The organism is Lachnospiraceae bacterium, assembly GCA_025758065.1.
GTDB lineage: Bacteria > Bacillota > Clostridia > Lachnospirales > Lachnospiraceae > Enterocloster.
The window spans coordinates 390,274-406,074 of record CP107199.1; the positions used below are offsets into that span (position 1 = coordinate 390,274).

General features: G+C 42.1%; 22 protein-coding genes. 6 read left to right on the plus strand and 16 right to left on the minus strand.

All coding sequences use genetic code 11. The annotated features are described in order from the left end of the window. Window positions 1-71: 71 nt before the first annotated feature. From OGM16_01775 to OGM16_01845, 15 genes are all read right to left on the minus strand, one after another. Complete coding sequence (locus OGM16_01775; protein ID UYJ47032.1) at window positions 72-866, minus strand: M15 family metallopeptidase; 795 nt, start codon at window positions 864-866, stop codon at window positions 72-74. Window positions 867-1,639: 773 nt separating this feature from the next. Continuing rightward, complete coding sequence (locus tag OGM16_01780; GenBank protein ID UYJ47033.1) at window positions 1,640-1,903, minus strand: phage holin family protein; 264 nt, start codon at window positions 1,901-1,903, stop codon at window positions 1,640-1,642. A 2-nt stretch (window positions 1,904-1,905) separates the two neighbouring features. Further along, the gene (locus OGM16_01785) at window positions 1,906-2,289 is read right to left on the minus strand and encodes a hypothetical protein (protein ID UYJ47034.1); all 384 of its coding nucleotides are present in this window, start codon (window positions 2,287-2,289) and stop codon (window positions 1,906-1,908) included. A 17-nt stretch (window positions 2,290-2,306) separates the two neighbouring features. Further along, window positions 2,307-2,765 carry a putative ABC transporter permease gene (locus OGM16_01790; protein ID UYJ47035.1) on the minus strand — a complete coding sequence of 153 codons (459 nt, stop codon included), beginning with the start codon at window positions 2,763-2,765 and terminating at the stop codon, window positions 2,307-2,309. Continuing rightward, window positions 2,749-3,489, minus strand: coding sequence for an acyl carrier protein (locus OGM16_01795; protein UYJ47036.1), 741 nt, complete (start codon window positions 3,487-3,489; stop codon window positions 2,749-2,751). The genes OGM16_01790 and OGM16_01795 overlap by 17 nt, the downstream gene beginning before the upstream one ends. Window positions 3,490-3,774: 285 nt before the next feature. Next, window positions 3,775-4,800 carry a hypothetical protein gene (locus tag OGM16_01800; protein UYJ47037.1) on the minus strand — a complete coding sequence of 342 codons (1,026 nt, stop codon included), beginning with the start codon at window positions 4,798-4,800 and terminating at the stop codon, window positions 3,775-3,777. A gap of 11 nt (window positions 4,801-4,811) precedes the next feature. Continuing rightward, window positions 4,812-5,432, minus strand: a complete 621-nt coding sequence (locus tag OGM16_01805; GenBank protein UYJ47038.1) for a YmfQ family protein — start codon at window positions 5,430-5,432, stop codon at window positions 4,812-4,814. Then, window positions 5,425-6,573 carry a baseplate J/gp47 family protein gene (locus OGM16_01810; protein ID UYJ47039.1) on the minus strand — a complete coding sequence of 383 codons (1,149 nt, stop codon included), beginning with the start codon at window positions 6,571-6,573 and terminating at the stop codon, window positions 5,425-5,427. Before OGM16_01810 ends, OGM16_01805 begins: the two co-directional genes overlap by 8 nt. Then, window positions 6,570-6,755, minus strand: coding sequence for a hypothetical protein (locus tag OGM16_01815; protein UYJ47040.1), 186 nt, complete (start codon window positions 6,753-6,755; stop codon window positions 6,570-6,572). Before OGM16_01815 ends, OGM16_01810 begins: the two co-directional genes overlap by 4 nt. Further along, window positions 6,752-7,762 carry a hypothetical protein gene (locus tag OGM16_01820; protein ID UYJ47041.1) on the minus strand — a complete coding sequence of 337 codons (1,011 nt, stop codon included), beginning with the start codon at window positions 7,760-7,762 and terminating at the stop codon, window positions 6,752-6,754. The genes OGM16_01815 and OGM16_01820 overlap by 4 nt, the downstream gene beginning before the upstream one ends. 6 nt (window positions 7,763-7,768) lie before the next feature. Then, the gene (locus tag OGM16_01825; protein UYJ47042.1) at window positions 7,769-8,497 is read right to left on the minus strand and encodes a hypothetical protein; all 729 of its coding nucleotides are present in this window, start codon (window positions 8,495-8,497) and stop codon (window positions 7,769-7,771) included. A gap of 18 nt (window positions 8,498-8,515) precedes the next feature. Further along, window positions 8,516-10,201 carry a tape measure protein gene (locus OGM16_01830; protein UYJ47043.1) on the minus strand — a complete coding sequence of 562 codons (1,686 nt, stop codon included), beginning with the start codon at window positions 10,199-10,201 and terminating at the stop codon, window positions 8,516-8,518. A 13-nt stretch (window positions 10,202-10,214) separates the two neighbouring features. Then, complete coding sequence (locus OGM16_01835) at window positions 10,215-10,721, minus strand: antA/AntB antirepressor family protein (protein UYJ47044.1); 507 nt, start codon at window positions 10,719-10,721, stop codon at window positions 10,215-10,217. A gap of 1 nt (window position 10,722) precedes the next feature. Next, a complete protein-coding gene (locus OGM16_01840; GenBank protein ID UYJ47045.1) occupies window positions 10,723-10,923 on the minus strand; it encodes a hypothetical protein in 201 nt (66 codons plus the stop codon). Window positions 10,924-10,954: 31 nt separating this feature from the next. Beyond that, window positions 10,955-11,155 carry a DUF739 domain-containing protein gene (locus OGM16_01845; protein ID UYJ47046.1) on the minus strand — a complete coding sequence of 67 codons (201 nt, stop codon included), beginning with the start codon at window positions 11,153-11,155 and terminating at the stop codon, window positions 10,955-10,957. 132 nt (window positions 11,156-11,287) lie between these two features. Between OGM16_01845 and OGM16_01850 the strand changes: the two genes are divergently transcribed. Both OGM16_01850 and OGM16_01855 read left to right on the plus strand, forming a co-directional pair. After that, window positions 11,288-11,674 (plus strand): helix-turn-helix domain-containing protein, encoded by a 387-nt coding sequence (locus tag OGM16_01850; GenBank protein ID UYJ47047.1) that lies wholly within the window; start codon window positions 11,288-11,290, stop codon window positions 11,672-11,674. After that, a complete protein-coding gene (locus OGM16_01855) occupies window positions 11,652-12,734 on the plus strand; it encodes an ImmA/IrrE family metallo-endopeptidase (GenBank protein ID UYJ47048.1) in 1,083 nt (360 codons plus the stop codon). The genes OGM16_01850 and OGM16_01855 overlap by 23 nt, the downstream gene beginning before the upstream one ends. A 43-nt stretch (window positions 12,735-12,777) precedes the next feature. Here OGM16_01855 and OGM16_01860 read toward each other — a convergent pair whose 3' ends face one another. Then, on the minus strand, window positions 12,778-13,005 hold the full coding sequence (locus tag OGM16_01860) for a hypothetical protein (protein ID UYJ47049.1): 228 nt from the start codon (window positions 13,003-13,005) through the stop codon (window positions 12,778-12,780). Window positions 13,006-13,128: 123 nt separating this feature from the next. On the opposite strand from OGM16_01860, the gene OGM16_01865 reads away from it, so the two are divergent. From OGM16_01865 to OGM16_01880, 4 genes are all read left to right on the plus strand, one after another. Beyond that, window positions 13,129-13,674, plus strand: coding sequence for a Uma2 family endonuclease (locus OGM16_01865; GenBank protein UYJ47050.1), 546 nt, complete (start codon window positions 13,129-13,131; stop codon window positions 13,672-13,674). Window positions 13,675-13,691: 17 nt separating this feature from the next. Continuing rightward, window positions 13,692-13,982, plus strand: coding sequence for a hypothetical protein (locus OGM16_01870; GenBank protein UYJ47051.1), 291 nt, complete (start codon window positions 13,692-13,694; stop codon window positions 13,980-13,982). Beyond that, on the plus strand, window positions 13,966-14,244 hold the full coding sequence (locus tag OGM16_01875; protein ID UYJ47052.1) for a DUF4160 domain-containing protein: 279 nt from the start codon (window positions 13,966-13,968) through the stop codon (window positions 14,242-14,244). The genes OGM16_01870 and OGM16_01875 overlap by 17 nt, the downstream gene beginning before the upstream one ends. 210 nt (window positions 14,245-14,454) lie before the next feature. Further along, on the plus strand, window positions 14,455-15,600 hold the full coding sequence (locus OGM16_01880; GenBank protein ID UYJ47053.1) for a tyrosine-type recombinase/integrase: 1,146 nt from the start codon (window positions 14,455-14,457) through the stop codon (window positions 15,598-15,600). The last annotated feature ends 201 nt before the right edge of the window (window positions 15,601-15,801 follow it).

Here is a 15,801-nt window from a genome sequence, read left to right on the forward strand (position 1 = left end):
CTTGCTTTTATTTGTGACTTTATTGTGACCAATAGGACAAAATAAACCTTAAGTTTTCAAACGGATTTATATTATTTTGCAAGACCCGGATAATGGAGAACGCCGTCCTGATCAGGGGTGAGTACTACTGGTTCAGTTGCCATGCGACCGGTCTGATCCAGGTAGTACCACTTGCCGTTGATCGTCTGAAGGCCTTTGAGCATGGCACCATCGGAGCCGAGGTAGTACCAGGAACCTTTGTACTGGTACCAGACGTCATGGACCATGAAACCGGCGCCATCGAACCAGTACCAGAGATCCCTGTCTTTGTACCAGTCATTGGAAACATACTTTCCGGATCCGTCTTTTAAATAGAAGCGCCAACCTCCATCTTCCTGCTGCCAGCCTGTCTTTACCTGCTCAGGTATCCAAGTCTTCATGAACTGTTCGGGAGGTCCGAACTGTTGGATGAGTGGCGTTGGTGTACTTCCCCAGTCAGGCAGATACAGATGTGGTTTGTCTACAATGCTGGACCAATCCCCACCCCAGGCAAGCCCAAGTTTTTTGCCAATCTCTGCAGCGTGTTTGAAATGGCCTTTACTGTCATTGTAAGCATCATCGGAGATCTTACCATCTCCGTCCACGTCCATCTTTAAATAGAAATCAAAAGCAATTCCCCACTGGTGCTGTGACTTGTAGGAACTGCCTTTTGCATTGGTTACGATATTGCCCGGTTTAGTGCGCCCCTGAGCATACAGGGCATCCTGTTCTGCTACAGTGCGCAGGGTTTCGCTGATGGCTACGGTAATGCCTTCTACTGCGCAGGCTTTGATCCAGGCAGCAGCTATCTTCTGTAAACGCGGATGGCATAAAGTAATGTCTCTCATAATATAACCTCCTTGTCCTTTTGCTTTAACATATGAATTTTATGAAAAAATTGTTTTTCCCGGTATCTTGAAAAGAATATTTGCATATGCTATAATGCCGTTAGGCAAAAAAGATATCAGTATCCATGGTGATACAAAACGAAAGCCCCTGAGTCTCAACCACTCAGGGGCTTTCTTCCTTTTTTTAGCAGTCAGGCATCTGCAGGCTGGTTACCGTTTACTTATCGCCGTCCAACCATTTGATGATGTAGTGGCAGGCTACACCAGCCGCAACAGCGACAATAAAAGATATCAGATAATCCAAGGCAATACACCCCCTTTCCTTACCGGTATAGGGGCGGCAACCTAGATATTATAACATATGCATGATTTTTATTCTACTGATTTAGGCATATTGACATTTGAAGAAAAATAGAATATGATGTAGGCAGCTAAGGAAAGTGAGAATTCCATGTGGCAAAACGAAAACCCCAGAGGGCCCTAATCCTCTGGGGTTTTCTTGTTCGTTACGGTGAACTGTTCCGTTTAGGCTGTTGCTACCTATTTATCCCTGTCCAGCCATTTGCATATGTAGTAGCTAACTACGCCTGCTACAACAGAGATAAGAAAAGTGAGAATAGAATCTGCCATGTGGCTTTCACCTCCTTTCTGCTGGAGGTTCGGCAGCTCCTACATCATATCATATTTCATGTCAATATTCTACATAAATTGCGACGTCGCAAATGACAGCCATGACCCGGACTGCCTGCGGGAGATGCGTGGATCACCTCCTTCTACTTCTTGCTTGCCTGTTTGATGACCTGGTGTGCTCCGGTTGCTGCCAGCCCGGATACAATGCCAATGGCTGCAGCGTTGATCACATCTGTTGCTGGAAACTCCGGCATGAGGTACATACCTGCTACACCCAGGATACCACCGGTCACTCCGCATACTACCGGGATAACCTCATCCTTGACCTTAGTGGTTGCCTTACATGCCATGCCGCCCAGGTAACAGATTGCTGTGATCGCTGTTACGCTTCCAATTCCAAAATCCATATCTATACCTCTCTTTCTTCTATACCATATTCCCGCCGTTTCATTCTGCCATCCAACTGCATGGCTTCATCATCCGTCAATGTCGGAAGCTTCTCGCATGTCTCGTATCCAACTTCACAATCTCCGTTGCCGCCAAGACGTACATACGGATCATACAAATACTTAAGATTGCGTCTCTCTTTCTGGGTGATTCCGCCGCGCTCAGCAAACTTATCAGTCAAATACAGCAGTTTATCATGACCAAGTCCAAGGATCATATCCCTCATGCCCTTTGTTTCATCTGACTGTTTTTCCTTCTTTTTGTCATGCCGACCGATCAAGAACTGAATAAATGTAAAAAGCGCATTTGACCCGATCACTGCAATGACAACCTGTGATGTATCCATTTCTTTCATCTCCTCTCTTATGCTGGCATCCAGATAATCAATTTGCTCTGCTGTGTCAGCCCTACATTGTATCGTGGCCGCTGCTCTCCAAAAGCTCTGTACCGGATCCAGTCATCCAGGATGATCCCGGCCAAACTAACCGGCACCCATAGCAACATATATTGCGGACAAATCTGCCCCAGGACGTTACATGGCATGTCGCTATAATCCCAGATGTTCCAACCAAGGCAGAGATTAACAATGCATCCGGTCAAGAATTCTAAAGCTGTAATTCCCACTGCTCCTATTAGGATCTGCTGCCACAGTGGTGTGTCCCAGCGCAATACCTCATTGAACAGTCCCAAGTAGATAAAGCACAGACCACCCAAAATGAACATTGTCCAGTGGCTCCAACCACGCCAGATCAGTTCAATCAGTACATAGAGCAGACCTCCCACATTAAACAAAAACAGATACTTATTAAGCAGTCTGTGCATCCTTCACATCATCTCCCGCCATAGCTGCTATCTTTACAAGATATGCTTTCAGTACCTCTGACTGGTACTGTTCTGGAACATCTGCACCATAAAAAATCTGCTGAACCTCTTCCGCAGACTCACATCCAACAATCCACATATTGAGGGCATTACAGTATGTAGTATGGTAACTTACATGCCACATAGCTTTTGTGATGATGGTCGTCATATCTGCAGCACTGTAGTACCGGCATGGCTGTCCGTCAGAGTGATACTCCAGCTGATTTACTCCGGCTGTAAGCTGGGCCTGCTTGCCAAAAAGATTGAGCTGATCATGCTCCGTCAGCGCAAAATGCTCTGTGGATCCATCTGCAAGCGTTACACTGACGCCGGAATAGATGGCCTGCTCGCATGCTGTGCTGATCTCCTGTTTTTTGCTTGCTTGCAGCTCTGCAAGGGTTGGTACATATGGTTCTGGTGGAGTGACAGGTTCCGGATCAGCTGGCGGTACATACACGCTGCCATCATCTGACAGATACACCGTCTGGCCCTCATCACGGTATACCGTAGTCCATCCGGTCAGCGTAGTGGCTAAGATACCGCCCGCAGTGTATATCTGGATGTCTCCATCCCATGATGCAGGTACATTATCGCAAAAAATAATCTGCAGAATATGCTCTGCAGATTTTCTGATACTCTGGATCTGATATATATCATCAGATCCTGTGATTTTAATTTTTTCCATTTATTTTTTCTCCTTTCAATTTATTTTTTCTTCTTCCTTTAAATAGTAATTTAGATAGCAGCAAAGTCAAAAGTACGGCATTTACCGCAAATGTGGATAGCTATTCTCAAATTGCTATTAGGGTTCCTAATAAAACAATACTATTTGCAGTGACAAACACTTACATGCTTGTACCTCAAAATACCTCTGGCGATTTTCGAGTATTTGGACCACTTGCATATAAAAAATTAGATCCGGTATCCGAAAAGACGGTAATTACAGGGACAGTTTATTATATATGATTATTTATTCATGGGTCAATTTAAAATCTCGATTGGATATAACGACGCATTCATCCCAAGTACCCATTCCAGTAATTGATAAACGCGCTAAATTTCCTGCATTACTGCAAACCACTTTATATGTAGACCGATTTACAAGAGCAGTGACATTTCCAATATTATGAAAAGAATATAGTCCTCCATCAGCTATGACCAAACCGCAAAAATGACTGCTGTCTATTATGGATGTTGCAAATACTTGTGTGTATTTTCCTTCATTGCTAATTTTTTTGATGTATACATTACTGATGCAGCTGCTAACGATTGCTAAATTACTATTTAGCGTCGCCAACTGATCCTGCAAAGCCTTTCCCTGAGCTGCTGAAAGTGGAAGATTTGGGTTATCGGTCACACAGTTATTGACGATAGATCCAACATGTAAAACAAACTGCAGCCCGGCCTTTAAATTCCGGAAAAACTGGAAAAAATTCATTTTGCTTTTCACTGTATCAAGAAACTCTGGAAAGCTGCTGATTTCTTCTGAGGTTCCTGAATCATCAAATGCCGGATTTTGTATATCCAAAAAATCCTGTACGGAAGCTGCACCTGTAGGATTTACAGTGATCGTGATCTGAGATGCATTCTGTACTGTGGACTGAATATTATATATGTAGGCTGATGGTGATACCTCACTATGGACCGGCATCTCATCCGGTACCGTTGCCTGAGTAACAGAAAACAAAGTTTCTTCTCCGTCCTCAATCTTTGCATACAGTCCAATAGTCTGGATCAGATATGCCTGATCAATGCTGTCATTATCAAAACGAACGGTTACTTGTGCTACATTTCCACCGATTGTTTTTGTTCCGGAAGGGATCACGCTCTGCACCACATCCTGCAAACCTGTTAATGCTGAGATATTTGTCCCTGCTGGATAAGAATAACTGGACGTTTTTGCACTTGTAAAAATAAGCTTCTTTTCGCTTGTAAAAGCTTGTGCAATAAGGTGCTGCCCGTTTTCTGTAACAACGGCTGCTTTATATACTCCCATGTTTTTCACTCCTATTCATTTGAAATTGTCTGTATACTGGTTTCTGCAACAGCTCCTGCCGCATTAGCAGTTCCGGCAATGTCATATACTGTATGTCTGTAAATCGTTTGTACGAATACTCTTGAAACGTTACCCACTGCATACAATCTATTTGGTACGCGGTTTGTGGTCTGCTGATTTGCTAAGATCTGAATGTGTGCCGGAACTACATCCCATAACAGGTCATATAAAAGATCAATGGCTCCATACCGGTCCGATGTGACTTTTATTTTTAACTTGCAGACAGCAGAATCAACTTCCATTTCATAACCATCTTTACCATACAGCTCCGTAAGCTTGTCCCGTAAAAATCCAATAGAAAAAGGAACAATGGTATTGTATTTTTGAAGTACGCGGGTCCTGCGGTAGTCCAATGTGTCTCCAAAACGATAGACAATTCCCAACAGTCTTTCATAATATGCTATGGTCGCTTCATCGCAGCTTGAGATATAATTGTTTGCACTTACTTTTGCCATATTATCTTCAAGCTGATCCAGAACATGTCCCTGAACTTTTAAAATCTCTCCATATTCAACTATGGGGCGAAAATAAAAGGGCAGTTGCTCTTTTAACTCATTCTCTGCATTACTCACCGTTGATTACCACCGTTCCCAGGACTGGTACCTGTTGCAGCGCTGCACTTTCTGTCAACTGCAGATCACCAGCTGCACCATTAATTTTTACATTAGATACATTGACCACATCCTGGATTGTCAAAATAGAATAAATGATCCTCGACACATAAACAGTAACCGCATATGTGATCTGATGCGCTTTCAGGGCATCTCCCCAGCTTTTACAGATCGTATCCAGGTATTCTTGTATCTTCTGCCTGATCTGGTCTCTGTATGTCTCTACGCCATTTAACATAGTTTCCACAAAATCAATGTCACAGGTGATATTTAATACCAGTTCTGTTCCTGTTGTGATCGTCACTGCAGCACCAATCGGAGCGATGCCATACCCATCTGCTGTTGGTTCATCTCCGTCATCTTCTAGGGGACATATGATCTTTTGTACCTTCTGAACGATTGCAGGCAACACCGGCCGCAGATTATCCCCCAGAATACTGCAGAGAACGGTTCCGCCACCGTTCCATGCTGGATATACCTGTACAGCGCCAACACCTTCAATGGAAAGTATCTCATTTCTATAGGAAGAAATATTCCCACCAAAGGATGTTACTTCAAAAGTCTCATAGAACCGACTTCTAAGTGCATCGTCTGTCTCCTCTTCTGTCCCTGCTGTAATGATCTCACCTAAGATTGCAGATGTAAGTCCATTTACGGCCGTAATCGGAAGCAGATCTCCTGTATAATTATTTCCTGATACGCCGGCATCTGCGCAGGTCATCTCATACACCAATGCTTTTTCGCTCTCAGAAATTTTTTCTCCTACTATAAAAACCTGTGAGTCAGCCCCGTTGATCGTCTTAAATAAACTACCTGACGGCACCGGAACATCAAAGGTTCCTTTTCTCACGGCTGCTGTAGCAGCTTTTCGTGTAAGGCCACGCGTCTGAACGATCTGGTCTAACGAGTCTCCAACAGCCGTGGCCGGATACGCATTATCCTGAAGATTTTTCAAAAGCATATATATGCCTTCCAGGTACCAGGCCACCGGTCCGATCGCAGTCTGTACCAAGCTTCCTTCCCTGGTATCAATATGAGTATCTACCCGGGACAGCATTTCTTTCTGGATCGCCTCCCTGGTATATTTGCTAAAATCGATCACACGCTCACCTCTTCTTTCAAAGCCCCATATACCGTATCTCCTGATATAGGAGGCAGTGAGGTATCTGCCTTTATAGTAAGAGGTGATACTGATACAACCGTTCCAGTCGCTTTATCCGTTAATTTAACTGCATCCAGATAGTTTTTTATCACCGTCTGGATCACGCCTATAAGTCCCGTCATACTATATTTATGCCTCCCAACTGATCAAATGATTTGACTTCAAACTGCATGATATGGTCTTCTCCAGACCATTTATGGGTTACCTTTTCACAAAGCAGCAATCTGGTACTAGCAAGATCTTCAATATCTCCCAGCTGTACTGGAACGATCATTCCTGCACGAAGCTCTACAAGACCTATTGTCTCCAGTTTCAAAGTCTGTAATACCCTGTTGTAATACTGCAGATATGCCTCACACATCTGATCGATCTGCGCCTCATTCAAGGATTTATCCACCTCATCATAGTATTGGAGAAGTCCCCATTTTTTGATCGTTTCCGTATCTTCATGCACATACACATCCGTCCGGCCGCTTTTCTCATTTTTGCGTACCAGTTTCACGCGGTTATAAGTATCAGAATCAATGTCTCTTTTATAGGTATAATCAGTTGTCAGGCTTCCATCCCCGATCCGACTTGTAAGAAACATTTTGTTTACCTCTGTAAGCGTCAGTTCACCTGCTTTATCATAGAAAATGAATATTTTTCCTGTCTGTATGATAGTCTGGGAAAGGGCGTCAAAGATAATGTCGATACATTCTTCATTTTCCTTTAACAGACTTGGAAACACATATCCTGTAGGATCTAATGTACCAACCTTCAGTCCAAAATCTCCTGCGATACGCATAATGATCTGCTCTAGACTCATGTTGGTAAATGCATAACTGGCTTTCAGATAACGCAGCTGATCATAAATGGTATAGGTCTTTTCTCCGTCCCTTTTCTGTTCCAGAGTGAATACATATCCCTTAAACAATTTCTCTCCGTTGATCGTATATTCCACGGAACTTCCTTCCGGTATTGTGCTACTTCCTATTTCCACACAGGAGAATTTAAGCTTCCCCGGTGCATCCATACGGTTAGTCACCCATTCAATTTCACGGGTTGCATTGATATAGTCCATTACTGTTATCTGATCAGATCCGTCCGGGGCTTTTCCTTTCATCTGTACTAATAATGATCTTTCCATCTTCTTTTACCCCGTGATCTGCAGCTGGCTTTCCTGTACCCAGCCATATGTTCCCACATGCACCGGATAAGCTTTTCCTGATACGATCCTTGTGACAGTCGTATTCAGGTTATTGGCCGAACCATGGGGCTTTCCGCCGTTGCTGTCATAGCAGTATTCTCCATTTACCGTTACAGAAGCGCCTACTCTAAGTACCGGCGTATCCACTGGTCTGGTGGTGTCTGTTCCTGTTTCAGCAGTTGTCTGTCCACTTTCTGTTTGACCAGTGTCTTCCGATGGTACTGTAGTGATCGACACGATCTCCGGATCATAAGAACGATATTCTTTAAAGTCAACCTTATAATATTGGTCTCCAGGTTCTCCGCCCTTATCAATAAGCTCAAAGTTGGAAATAATGCACCGCACATTTGTGTTCTGCATTCCTGACCGAGATATGATCACCCGGCAGATTTTTTTACTTTTCAATGCTTTTTCAAATTTCTTAACATAAAAAGACACATTCTTAGCTCCACTGTTCACATATGGAGCCTTCCGATTTCCAGGAAAAAAGGATTCCCAGGAAAGCTCTTTTAAAGAAGGCTTCCTGGGAACTACGATTTCTCCTACTCCAATAACGTTATAGGTTTTATGATCAGTGGGATATTTAATATTCACTTCTTCCGGATTGACCGGCATCTTAACTTTCTTTCCAGCAAATATCACATAGACCGAATATTTACTTTTAAGTCCTGCCATTAAATATACCTCCTTCCATTAACCATGTGGTACCGGTGTCTGAGAGTTTATTTCCTCAATAAGCATCTTCTGGATGTAATCTGTGACATCCCCGGCAGTAAGGTTTCCGCCTGCAGATTCTGGTACTGTTACATTGATCTGTGGTGCCAGTGTTTTCAGTTCGATCCGGTTCATGTAGCGACGTTCTGCCAGATCCCGGTGTATCTTAAGATCTTCATCTGACAGTTTAATATCATCAACTTTACCGACCTTTCCTACTTTGCCAACATTGGCAATATCTCCTTTGCCTATACCATCACCTAACTGAAGGTCTCCAAAACTGCCTGCCAGATCTCCGATATTTAAGCTAAGATTATCCAGTTTTGCACCCAGATTAGCTCCGTAGTTTCCCCACTCTGCGGCGGTAGTTCCTATATCCAGATTCGCCATACGCTTGATCTGGATTGCATTCTCTCCGAAGGTACTATCTACCCAGCTTGACATTTTTCCACGGAAACCGCTGACTGCTCCCTGCAGATGGGATCCGGTCAATGCATCAATGGCACCAGCAACGGTCTCAACCATGCTGAGTATTGCATCCAGAGCATCTGAAAACAGATGGGCTATAGCCGCTACAGGATCATTAAACACATTGGCAAAAAACTCGGCAAAGGATGCGATCACATTCCACAGCGTAGCAAATACATTATATCCAACTGCATAGGTCATGCCGAACACCTGACCGACCCATCCACCAACTTCCTGCATACCGACACCGAACTGCTGTGCTGCAATCAATGCTCCAGCAAATAATGCTGCCATTAAAAGAACCGGCCAATTGGCCGCCGCCCACGCTGCAGCATGTGTTCCTGCGGCTGCTGCACTTGCAAGCGCCGTTTGTATTGCCTGGGCTTTTACAAATAAAAAAACAGCCCCAACAGCTGTCAGCATCGGAATGATCATATCCATATTATCAGCTACAAATAAAGCACCCTGACCAATTGCCGCAAGTGCATCTGTTCCGACCTGGGTCAAAGCAGAAAATAAAGAAATGGTCTCTCCTAATATCTCCTGACCTTTATCCGTCTGGATAAAATCATTCCAGGCCTGGGCCATTTCTTTGGCACTATGCTGCACAATATTTTTCCCTTGCGTCATTGCATCGGATAAGGTCATAGGCATGCTTGCAAATTTTTCATTCGTTTCATCTGCCATATTTAAGAGTGAATTTTTTACTACCTGGGCTGTAACTTTTCCGTCTTCTGCATACTGCTTGATTGATCCGGAAGCCCAACCCATGCTTTCTTCAATGGTTCTGGCAATTCCCGGAGCCGCTGCAAGGATAGAGTTTAAATCTTGACCACGAAGAACACCAGCTGCCATTGCCTGGGTAAGCTGGATCATGGCATTGCTCTGCTCCTGGGCTGATGCACCGCCGATTTTAAACTGTTTATTGACCTGTTCTGTAAATGCGATCAGTTCTTCATTGGAAGAAAACGCATTCTTGGCATTTAAGCCCATTTTACCCACTGCATCTGCAGTATCAGAATACGCAGCTCTGGAACGCAGTGCGGACTGATAGATCAGGTCATTTAGCTGTGCCACGGAATGTGTTTCATCCTTCATCAGGTTTAACCTGGCATTGATCTGGGCCTGACTGTCTGATAATCCAAGAAAGCCTTTTACAAGAGAAGTTACTCCGGCTGTTGCCGCAATATTCCTCATTGTCTTTAAAAGATTATTGGCATGTCCGTCTGTCTCCTTTACACTGTAAGATCATGTCATAATAAGAGGCCTTGGGCTGCAACTCCTCAATGACCTTCTGCTGTTCTTCAACCTGACCACCAAGAAACTGGCAACGATCTTTCAAACTATTAATAGTCTGATCGGCCATTCGCAACGCTCTGGCAAATACCTGCTCCGGTGTGTTCCATGCTTTTTCCAATTCCAGGAAATACTCACGGTACTGTTTACCTTTTTCATTGCGCTGGATCATGCAGATCTGCTTCGCCATATCTACTGAAATCTGGTAGTCTGTAATCTCTCTTCTTACTTCGCGGTTGCCTTCCATTTGAACCCGCTCATTTTTGAGCATGTTGAAATCTTTACCTGCTTCAAATCCATACTCTATCATTCTTGGAAACCAGTCCTTAAATGCAGTTTTAATCTCTAACCTTTCGTGCAAGTCTCTCGCTGACACAGTCGGCTCACCTGCGCTGTATGTAACCTTAATTAACTCATTCATGTTATTCACCCTTTCCTGTAAAGATTTTTCTCAGTTCAACCGCTTCCTTGCTATTCTGGAGAATGCTCTCCTTAAATACATTGCTGTCTGTTGCTACCAGCTGAATGAGCATTGCTGCTTTTTGCAAACCTTCCTGTTTGCCTCTCTCGTATCCCATGCGGTATGCTTCCCGCTCCGGGGCATTCATAAATTTGTAGTGCATAGAGTCTCCGCTCGAATTGTAGCTTTATAAGTTACTCTTTAGTAAAAAAAATTGCGGTTGGATCCTCAATATGAAGCTCATCTATCATAATTTGAATCTCATCGCTCCCAAAAATGCCAATTTTCATTTTTTCATAAAATGTTTTAGGAGTTACCCCAATTTTTAAAGCTACATCCGACTGGGAAAGACCATTTTTAGCAATAATTCCCCTTAATTCGTCTGTTCTTATCATCGCATATCACCTCCTTGGTAACTTTGTAAGATACTCATATCATATCACATTTTCGTAACTTGTCAAGATATTTTTTATTGCTTTTATAACATTTTTGTGCTATTATTAAGTTACTTTAAAGGAGGAATTCAAATGACGGTCGGTGAGCGATTAAAACAATTACGTGAAAAATCAGGTATGAGTCAAGTTGACTTTGCAGCTAAACTTAATGTATCAAAACAGAATCTTTATAAATATGAAAATGATATTATAACTAATATACCCTCTGACAAAATAGAAGACGCTGCTAAATTATTGCATGTTTCTCCTGCTTATATAATGGGGTGGACTCAATGTAAAACGCTCCCCTCTGAAAACAAGAATTTTAATGACAAACCTACTACAGATGCAGATTTAGCTATTATCCAGCGCGAAAGAAACAAAATGTCAGATCGAGAAAAAACAAAACTAATGAATATATTAAAAGCTAATTTTGATGATTATAATTGGGAGGACGATGATTCTGGAGATATCGAATAGTCGTAGAGCTGAAATCAAGAGTTACGTAATTTCTGTTCTTGAAAACTACGGAAAACCATTTGTTCCAGTTAAAATAGGGGCTCTTATACGTTCCATGCACAATATTAAATTAATCACGTATAGTAGTCAGATACGTAAATTTCATATAACATATGAAGAATTAATTATTGATGCTGAAACAAAGGATTCTTATGCTGTTCGGAACAGAAAACAAATGCGCTATTGTATTTATTATAATGATATCGAACCTAATATTGTCAATTCCAATCGAGTCCGTTGGAATTTAGCACATGAATTAGGGCACATTATTCTTGGACATCATGCTTTTTGCAAAAGTGATAAGCTTTTTCGCAGTGGGTTAGCTGCTAATACTTACAACTATGTAGAAGCTGAAGCTGATTATTTTGCCCAACTAATTCTAGTACCTCATGTTGTACTGTATGCATTCAAAATTACAACAGCAAAACAGCTGAAAGAACTTTGTCAAATATCTAACCCTGCTGCTATCAGACGCTTTCGTGCTTATCAGCAATGGGAAAAACACATAAATGGAAATGATATTTACGATAGGCCTTTATTCCATTACTACTACAATTTTATTTATAAAAAGCATTGCCGAACTTGTGATGCATATATGGTTCAAGGCAAAGGAAACTATTGTCCGATTTGCGGAAATAAAACTTTACAATGGGGAGACGGAAAAATGAAATATACAACAAAAATAGTTTTAGACCAAAATAGTAAAGCCGTTCGATGCCCGGTTTGTGACAATGAGGAAATTTCTCCCGTTGGAAATTATTGTCACATTTGCGGCACTTTTCTTGTTAATCAATGTACCAATATTGGTAATACATATGGATACTGTGGTGAATTGGCTGCTGCAAATGCTCGTTACTGCGTTCATTGTGGTGCAGAAACTACATTTTTCAAAAATCACTTACTCAATGCCTGGGATCAATTAACCCCTAATAATTTTTTAAATATTCCAGATGATGTTTTAGACACTCCTAATAACACAACTAACAGTTTTGATAAAGATGACGATCTACCATTTAATTAATATATTATGAAATTGGCAAGGGAAATATAAAAAGAGCCCCTGATTAGGACTCTTGGCGCATAATCGTTATAGTAATTGGTTTTAAAGTATCCACGATCCCACCACATGGATCCGAAGCTGCATTTACAGGATGCATATCCCATAAATAGTCTCCAAGATACTCCAGCAATGTAGCAAAGTCTTCCTTGGTATAGCTGCCACTTATCTGGTGGCCGTCTCGGTCAGTAAATGAAAACCTTGCCTCTAAGTTACCTATTGTATGCTTATTCATAAAAGCACCACCTTTCGAAGGGAATAGCACAAAAACCTTTTGAAATTATCATAGCATACGGCAAAATAATATGCATTATATCTTCTTTAAACAAAGAGATATGCAAAGAAAGGAAGTGTCCACATGCCATTATTAAAAAACGATCAGTATACATCCGAAGACTACTGGAACCTGCCAGAAGGAACCAGAGCAGAGCTCATTGACGGTAAATTCTATGACATGGCACCGCCCAGCCGCATCCACCAGGAAATTTCTTATCAGCTATCAAGAGTAATCGGAAATTATATCGCAGAAAAAGGGGGAAACTGCAAAGTATACCCCGCCCCATTCGCTGTCAACCTTGACGCAGATGATAAAGACTGGGTAGAACCAGATATTTCTGTTATCTGCGACCCGAATAAGCTTACTGATCGGGGATGCTCCGGAGCTCCTGACCTGATTATAGAAATTGCTTCACCAGCTAGTAGCAAAATGGATTACATCAAGAAAAACGTTTTATATTTAGAAGCAGGAGTAAAAGAATACTGGATCGTAAACCCGATAAAAGAATGGGTTACTGTATATCGTTATGAGGAAGATGCGGCGCCTACCAATTACACTTTCACGCAGCCGATCACTGTAGGTATCTACAAAAACTTAACTATTACCATTGCAGACTTATTAAACTAAACATGGAGGTGCTCACTATGTTATATCCATTTATGACATTGAATGACGGAACTGAAATTGTACATTCAGAAACCATTGAAACAGCTGGAAAGGAAAAAGTTGAGGTACGTATTGAAAAACCAGTGTATGGCGGTTTTCATTCAGCTACCTGCTGGCTTCCTGAATACAAATGGGAAAATATCGACGGCTTCTCTCCTGAGGATATTCAATATTTTCAAGAGTTATTAGAGTCGGTTGCGCACATTATCTTGCAGTTAGCACGAGAAGGTGGTATTGAAGGAGGTTTAGACGATGCCTCAGGTTTTTAAAATCGCTGGATATACTGTTTATTTCTGGGTTAATGAAAATGATCCTCTGGAACCGGTTCATGTGCATATTTCCAAAGGGGTTCCTTCTCCCAATGCTACTAAAATATGGATCACAAAAAATGGCAAATGCCTTTTGTGCAATAACAATTCCAAAATTCCAGATAAGCAGCTCAGGGTTTTTATGCAGATTATTGAAGCCCGCAGTAAGTCAGTGCTCGACTTATGGTATTCAACATTCAAACAGATTAGCTTTTACTGTTAAAAAGTAAAAGACCGCCCCTGCGCCAACAGGAACGGCCTCTTACATAGATCTTCTCTTGCCAGTCTCCCAGCCAGATATAAATCAGACTTAGACACCTGAATTATATCATCTCCAGGACGTCTGTGCAAGGGGCGTCTTTTTTGTACCCATTTTCACCTCAAAACATAGGAATCCACCATTGCGACGTCGCAATCAAAGGAGAAATGATATATGCCAAGAAGAAAAAAGCACAGCCGCCTTCCCAACGGCTACGGCTCCATCCGCTACCTGGGAAAGAACCGGAAGAACCCATATGCAGTCCATCCGCCTGCAAATATCGACGGTGACCGCCCTGCAGCCCTCTGTTACGTTGATGACTGGATGAAGGGCTTCATCATACTGACTGCCTACAAAGCCGGCACTTATAAGCCTGGTATGGAAAAGGACCTGCAAGTATTATCTACAGACGAAAAAGATCTGGACACTCTGGCTCAGAAGCTCATGGCAGACTACAGCCTGATTAAGGGTGTAACTCCACCAGAAAAGCCTAAGACATTTGCTGATGTTTATCAGCTTTTCTACGAAGCAAAGTTCCATGAAGGAAACAAATTTTCCCAAAGCAGCAAATACTCCACTCAGGCCGCCTACAAAAACAGTGCTGCACTCCATGACCTTCCATGGGAATCTTTAAGAGCTACTGACTTTCAAAGCGTCATAGATAACTGTCCGCTGAAACGCAGCAGCATTGAACTGATTCTCAACCTTTTCCACCAGTTATGCGCTTTCGCTGTTGATATGAATATTTCAGATAAAAACTACAGCCGAAATTTAACGATCACCAAAGACGAAGATGATGAACATGGCGTTCCCTTTACTCCTACAGAGCTAATGACCTTATGGTACCATGCAGACAATGATATCGTGGAACTATTGCTCATATTGTGTTATTCTGGCTGGCGTATCACAGAGGCAGGAAAATTACATATTGACTTGGATCAAGGCTACTATGAAGGCGGAATAAAAACAAAAGCCGGTAAGGGCCGCATTGTCCCCATCCACTCAGCAGTCTATCCCCTGGTAAAACATCGCTATGAAAAATATGGAACACTCCTGCCAATGTGTGCGTATAACTTCCGCCTTAATATGTATAAGATTTTAAATGAGCTTGGTATAGAAAAACATACCCCTCACGATTGCCGTCATACTTTTTCCAAACTCTGTGAAGACAGTCATGTAAATGAAAATGACCGGAAGCGTATGATCGGGCATGCATTTGGAAACGATGTTACAAACCGTGTTTACGGCCACCGTGATTTAAGAGATTTAAAAATAGAAATTGAAAAAATTGACAAAGAATGCTTTGTGACTTTATTGTGACCAATAGACCCCAAGAATACTCATTTTTTCTAAAGTGTCCTAAAGACCGGATATTGAAGAAAACCGCATAAAACCTTGCTTTTTACGCGGTTTCCATTCAATTCCGATTACTTCAAAACGGTAAAGTTTTTAATAAATTTTAAGACAAGTCCCTATTATTTAAAAGCAAAACATAAAAAGACCTGTCACCGTCCCTGCCGC

Bases quoted from the DNA above. Each gene is read 5' to 3' on its own strand.
- OGM16_01870 (UYJ47051.1), top strand. From the start codon at position 13,692: ATGTTATATCCATTTATGACATTGAATGACGGAACTGAAATTGTACAT.
- OGM16_01865 (UYJ47050.1), top strand. From the start codon at position 13,129: ATGCCATTATTAAAAAACGATCAGTATACATCCGAAGACTACTGGAAC.
- OGM16_01825 (UYJ47042.1), bottom strand. From the start codon at position 8,497: ATGGCAGGACTTAAAAGTAAATATTCGGTCTATGTGATATTTGCTGGA.
- OGM16_01785 (UYJ47034.1), bottom strand. From the start codon at position 2,289: ATGGATACATCACAGGTTGTCATTGCAGTGATCGGGTCAAATGCGCTT.
- OGM16_01855 (UYJ47048.1), top strand. From the start codon at position 11,652: ATGATTCTGGAGATATCGAATAGTCGTAGAGCTGAAATCAAGAGTTAC.
- OGM16_01815 (UYJ47040.1), bottom strand. From the start codon at position 6,755: ATGACGGGACTTATAGGCGTGATCCAGACGGTGATAAAAAACTATCTG.
- OGM16_01835 (UYJ47044.1), bottom strand. From the start codon at position 10,721: ATGAATGAGTTAATTAAGGTTACATACAGCGCAGGTGAGCCGACTGTG.
- OGM16_01850 (UYJ47047.1), top strand. From the start codon at position 11,288: ATGACGGTCGGTGAGCGATTAAAACAATTACGTGAAAAATCAGGTATG.
- OGM16_01845 (UYJ47046.1), bottom strand. From the start codon at position 11,155: ATGATAAGAACAGACGAATTAAGGGGAATTATTGCTAAAAATGGTCTT.
- OGM16_01780 (UYJ47033.1), bottom strand. From the start codon at position 1,903: ATGGATTTTGGAATTGGAAGCGTAACAGCGATCACAGCAATCTGTTAC.
- OGM16_01860 (UYJ47049.1), bottom strand. From the start codon at position 13,005: ATGAATAAGCATACAATAGGTAACTTAGAGGCAAGGTTTTCATTTACT.
- OGM16_01880 (UYJ47053.1), top strand. From the start codon at position 14,455: ATGCCAAGAAGAAAAAAGCACAGCCGCCTTCCCAACGGCTACGGCTCC.
- OGM16_01790 (UYJ47035.1), bottom strand. From the start codon at position 2,765: ATGCACAGACTGCTTAATAAGTATCTGTTTTTGTTTAATGTGGGAGGT.
- OGM16_01795 (UYJ47036.1), bottom strand. From the start codon at position 3,489: ATGGAAAAAATTAAAATCACAGGATCTGATGATATATATCAGATCCAG.
- OGM16_01820 (UYJ47041.1), bottom strand. From the start codon at position 7,762: ATGGAAAGATCATTATTAGTACAGATGAAAGGAAAAGCCCCGGACGGA.
- OGM16_01875 (UYJ47052.1), top strand. From the start codon at position 13,966: ATGCCTCAGGTTTTTAAAATCGCTGGATATACTGTTTATTTCTGGGTT.
- OGM16_01830 (UYJ47043.1), bottom strand. From the start codon at position 10,201: ATGAGGAATATTGCGGCAACAGCCGGAGTAACTTCTCTTGTAAAAGGC.
- OGM16_01840 (UYJ47045.1), bottom strand. From the start codon at position 10,923: ATGCACTACAAATTTATGAATGCCCCGGAGCGGGAAGCATACCGCATG.
- OGM16_01775 (UYJ47032.1), bottom strand. From the start codon at position 866: ATGAGAGACATTACTTTATGCCATCCGCGTTTACAGAAGATAGCTGCT.
- OGM16_01800 (UYJ47037.1), bottom strand. From the start codon at position 4,800: ATGGGAGTATATAAAGCAGCCGTTGTTACAGAAAACGGGCAGCACCTT.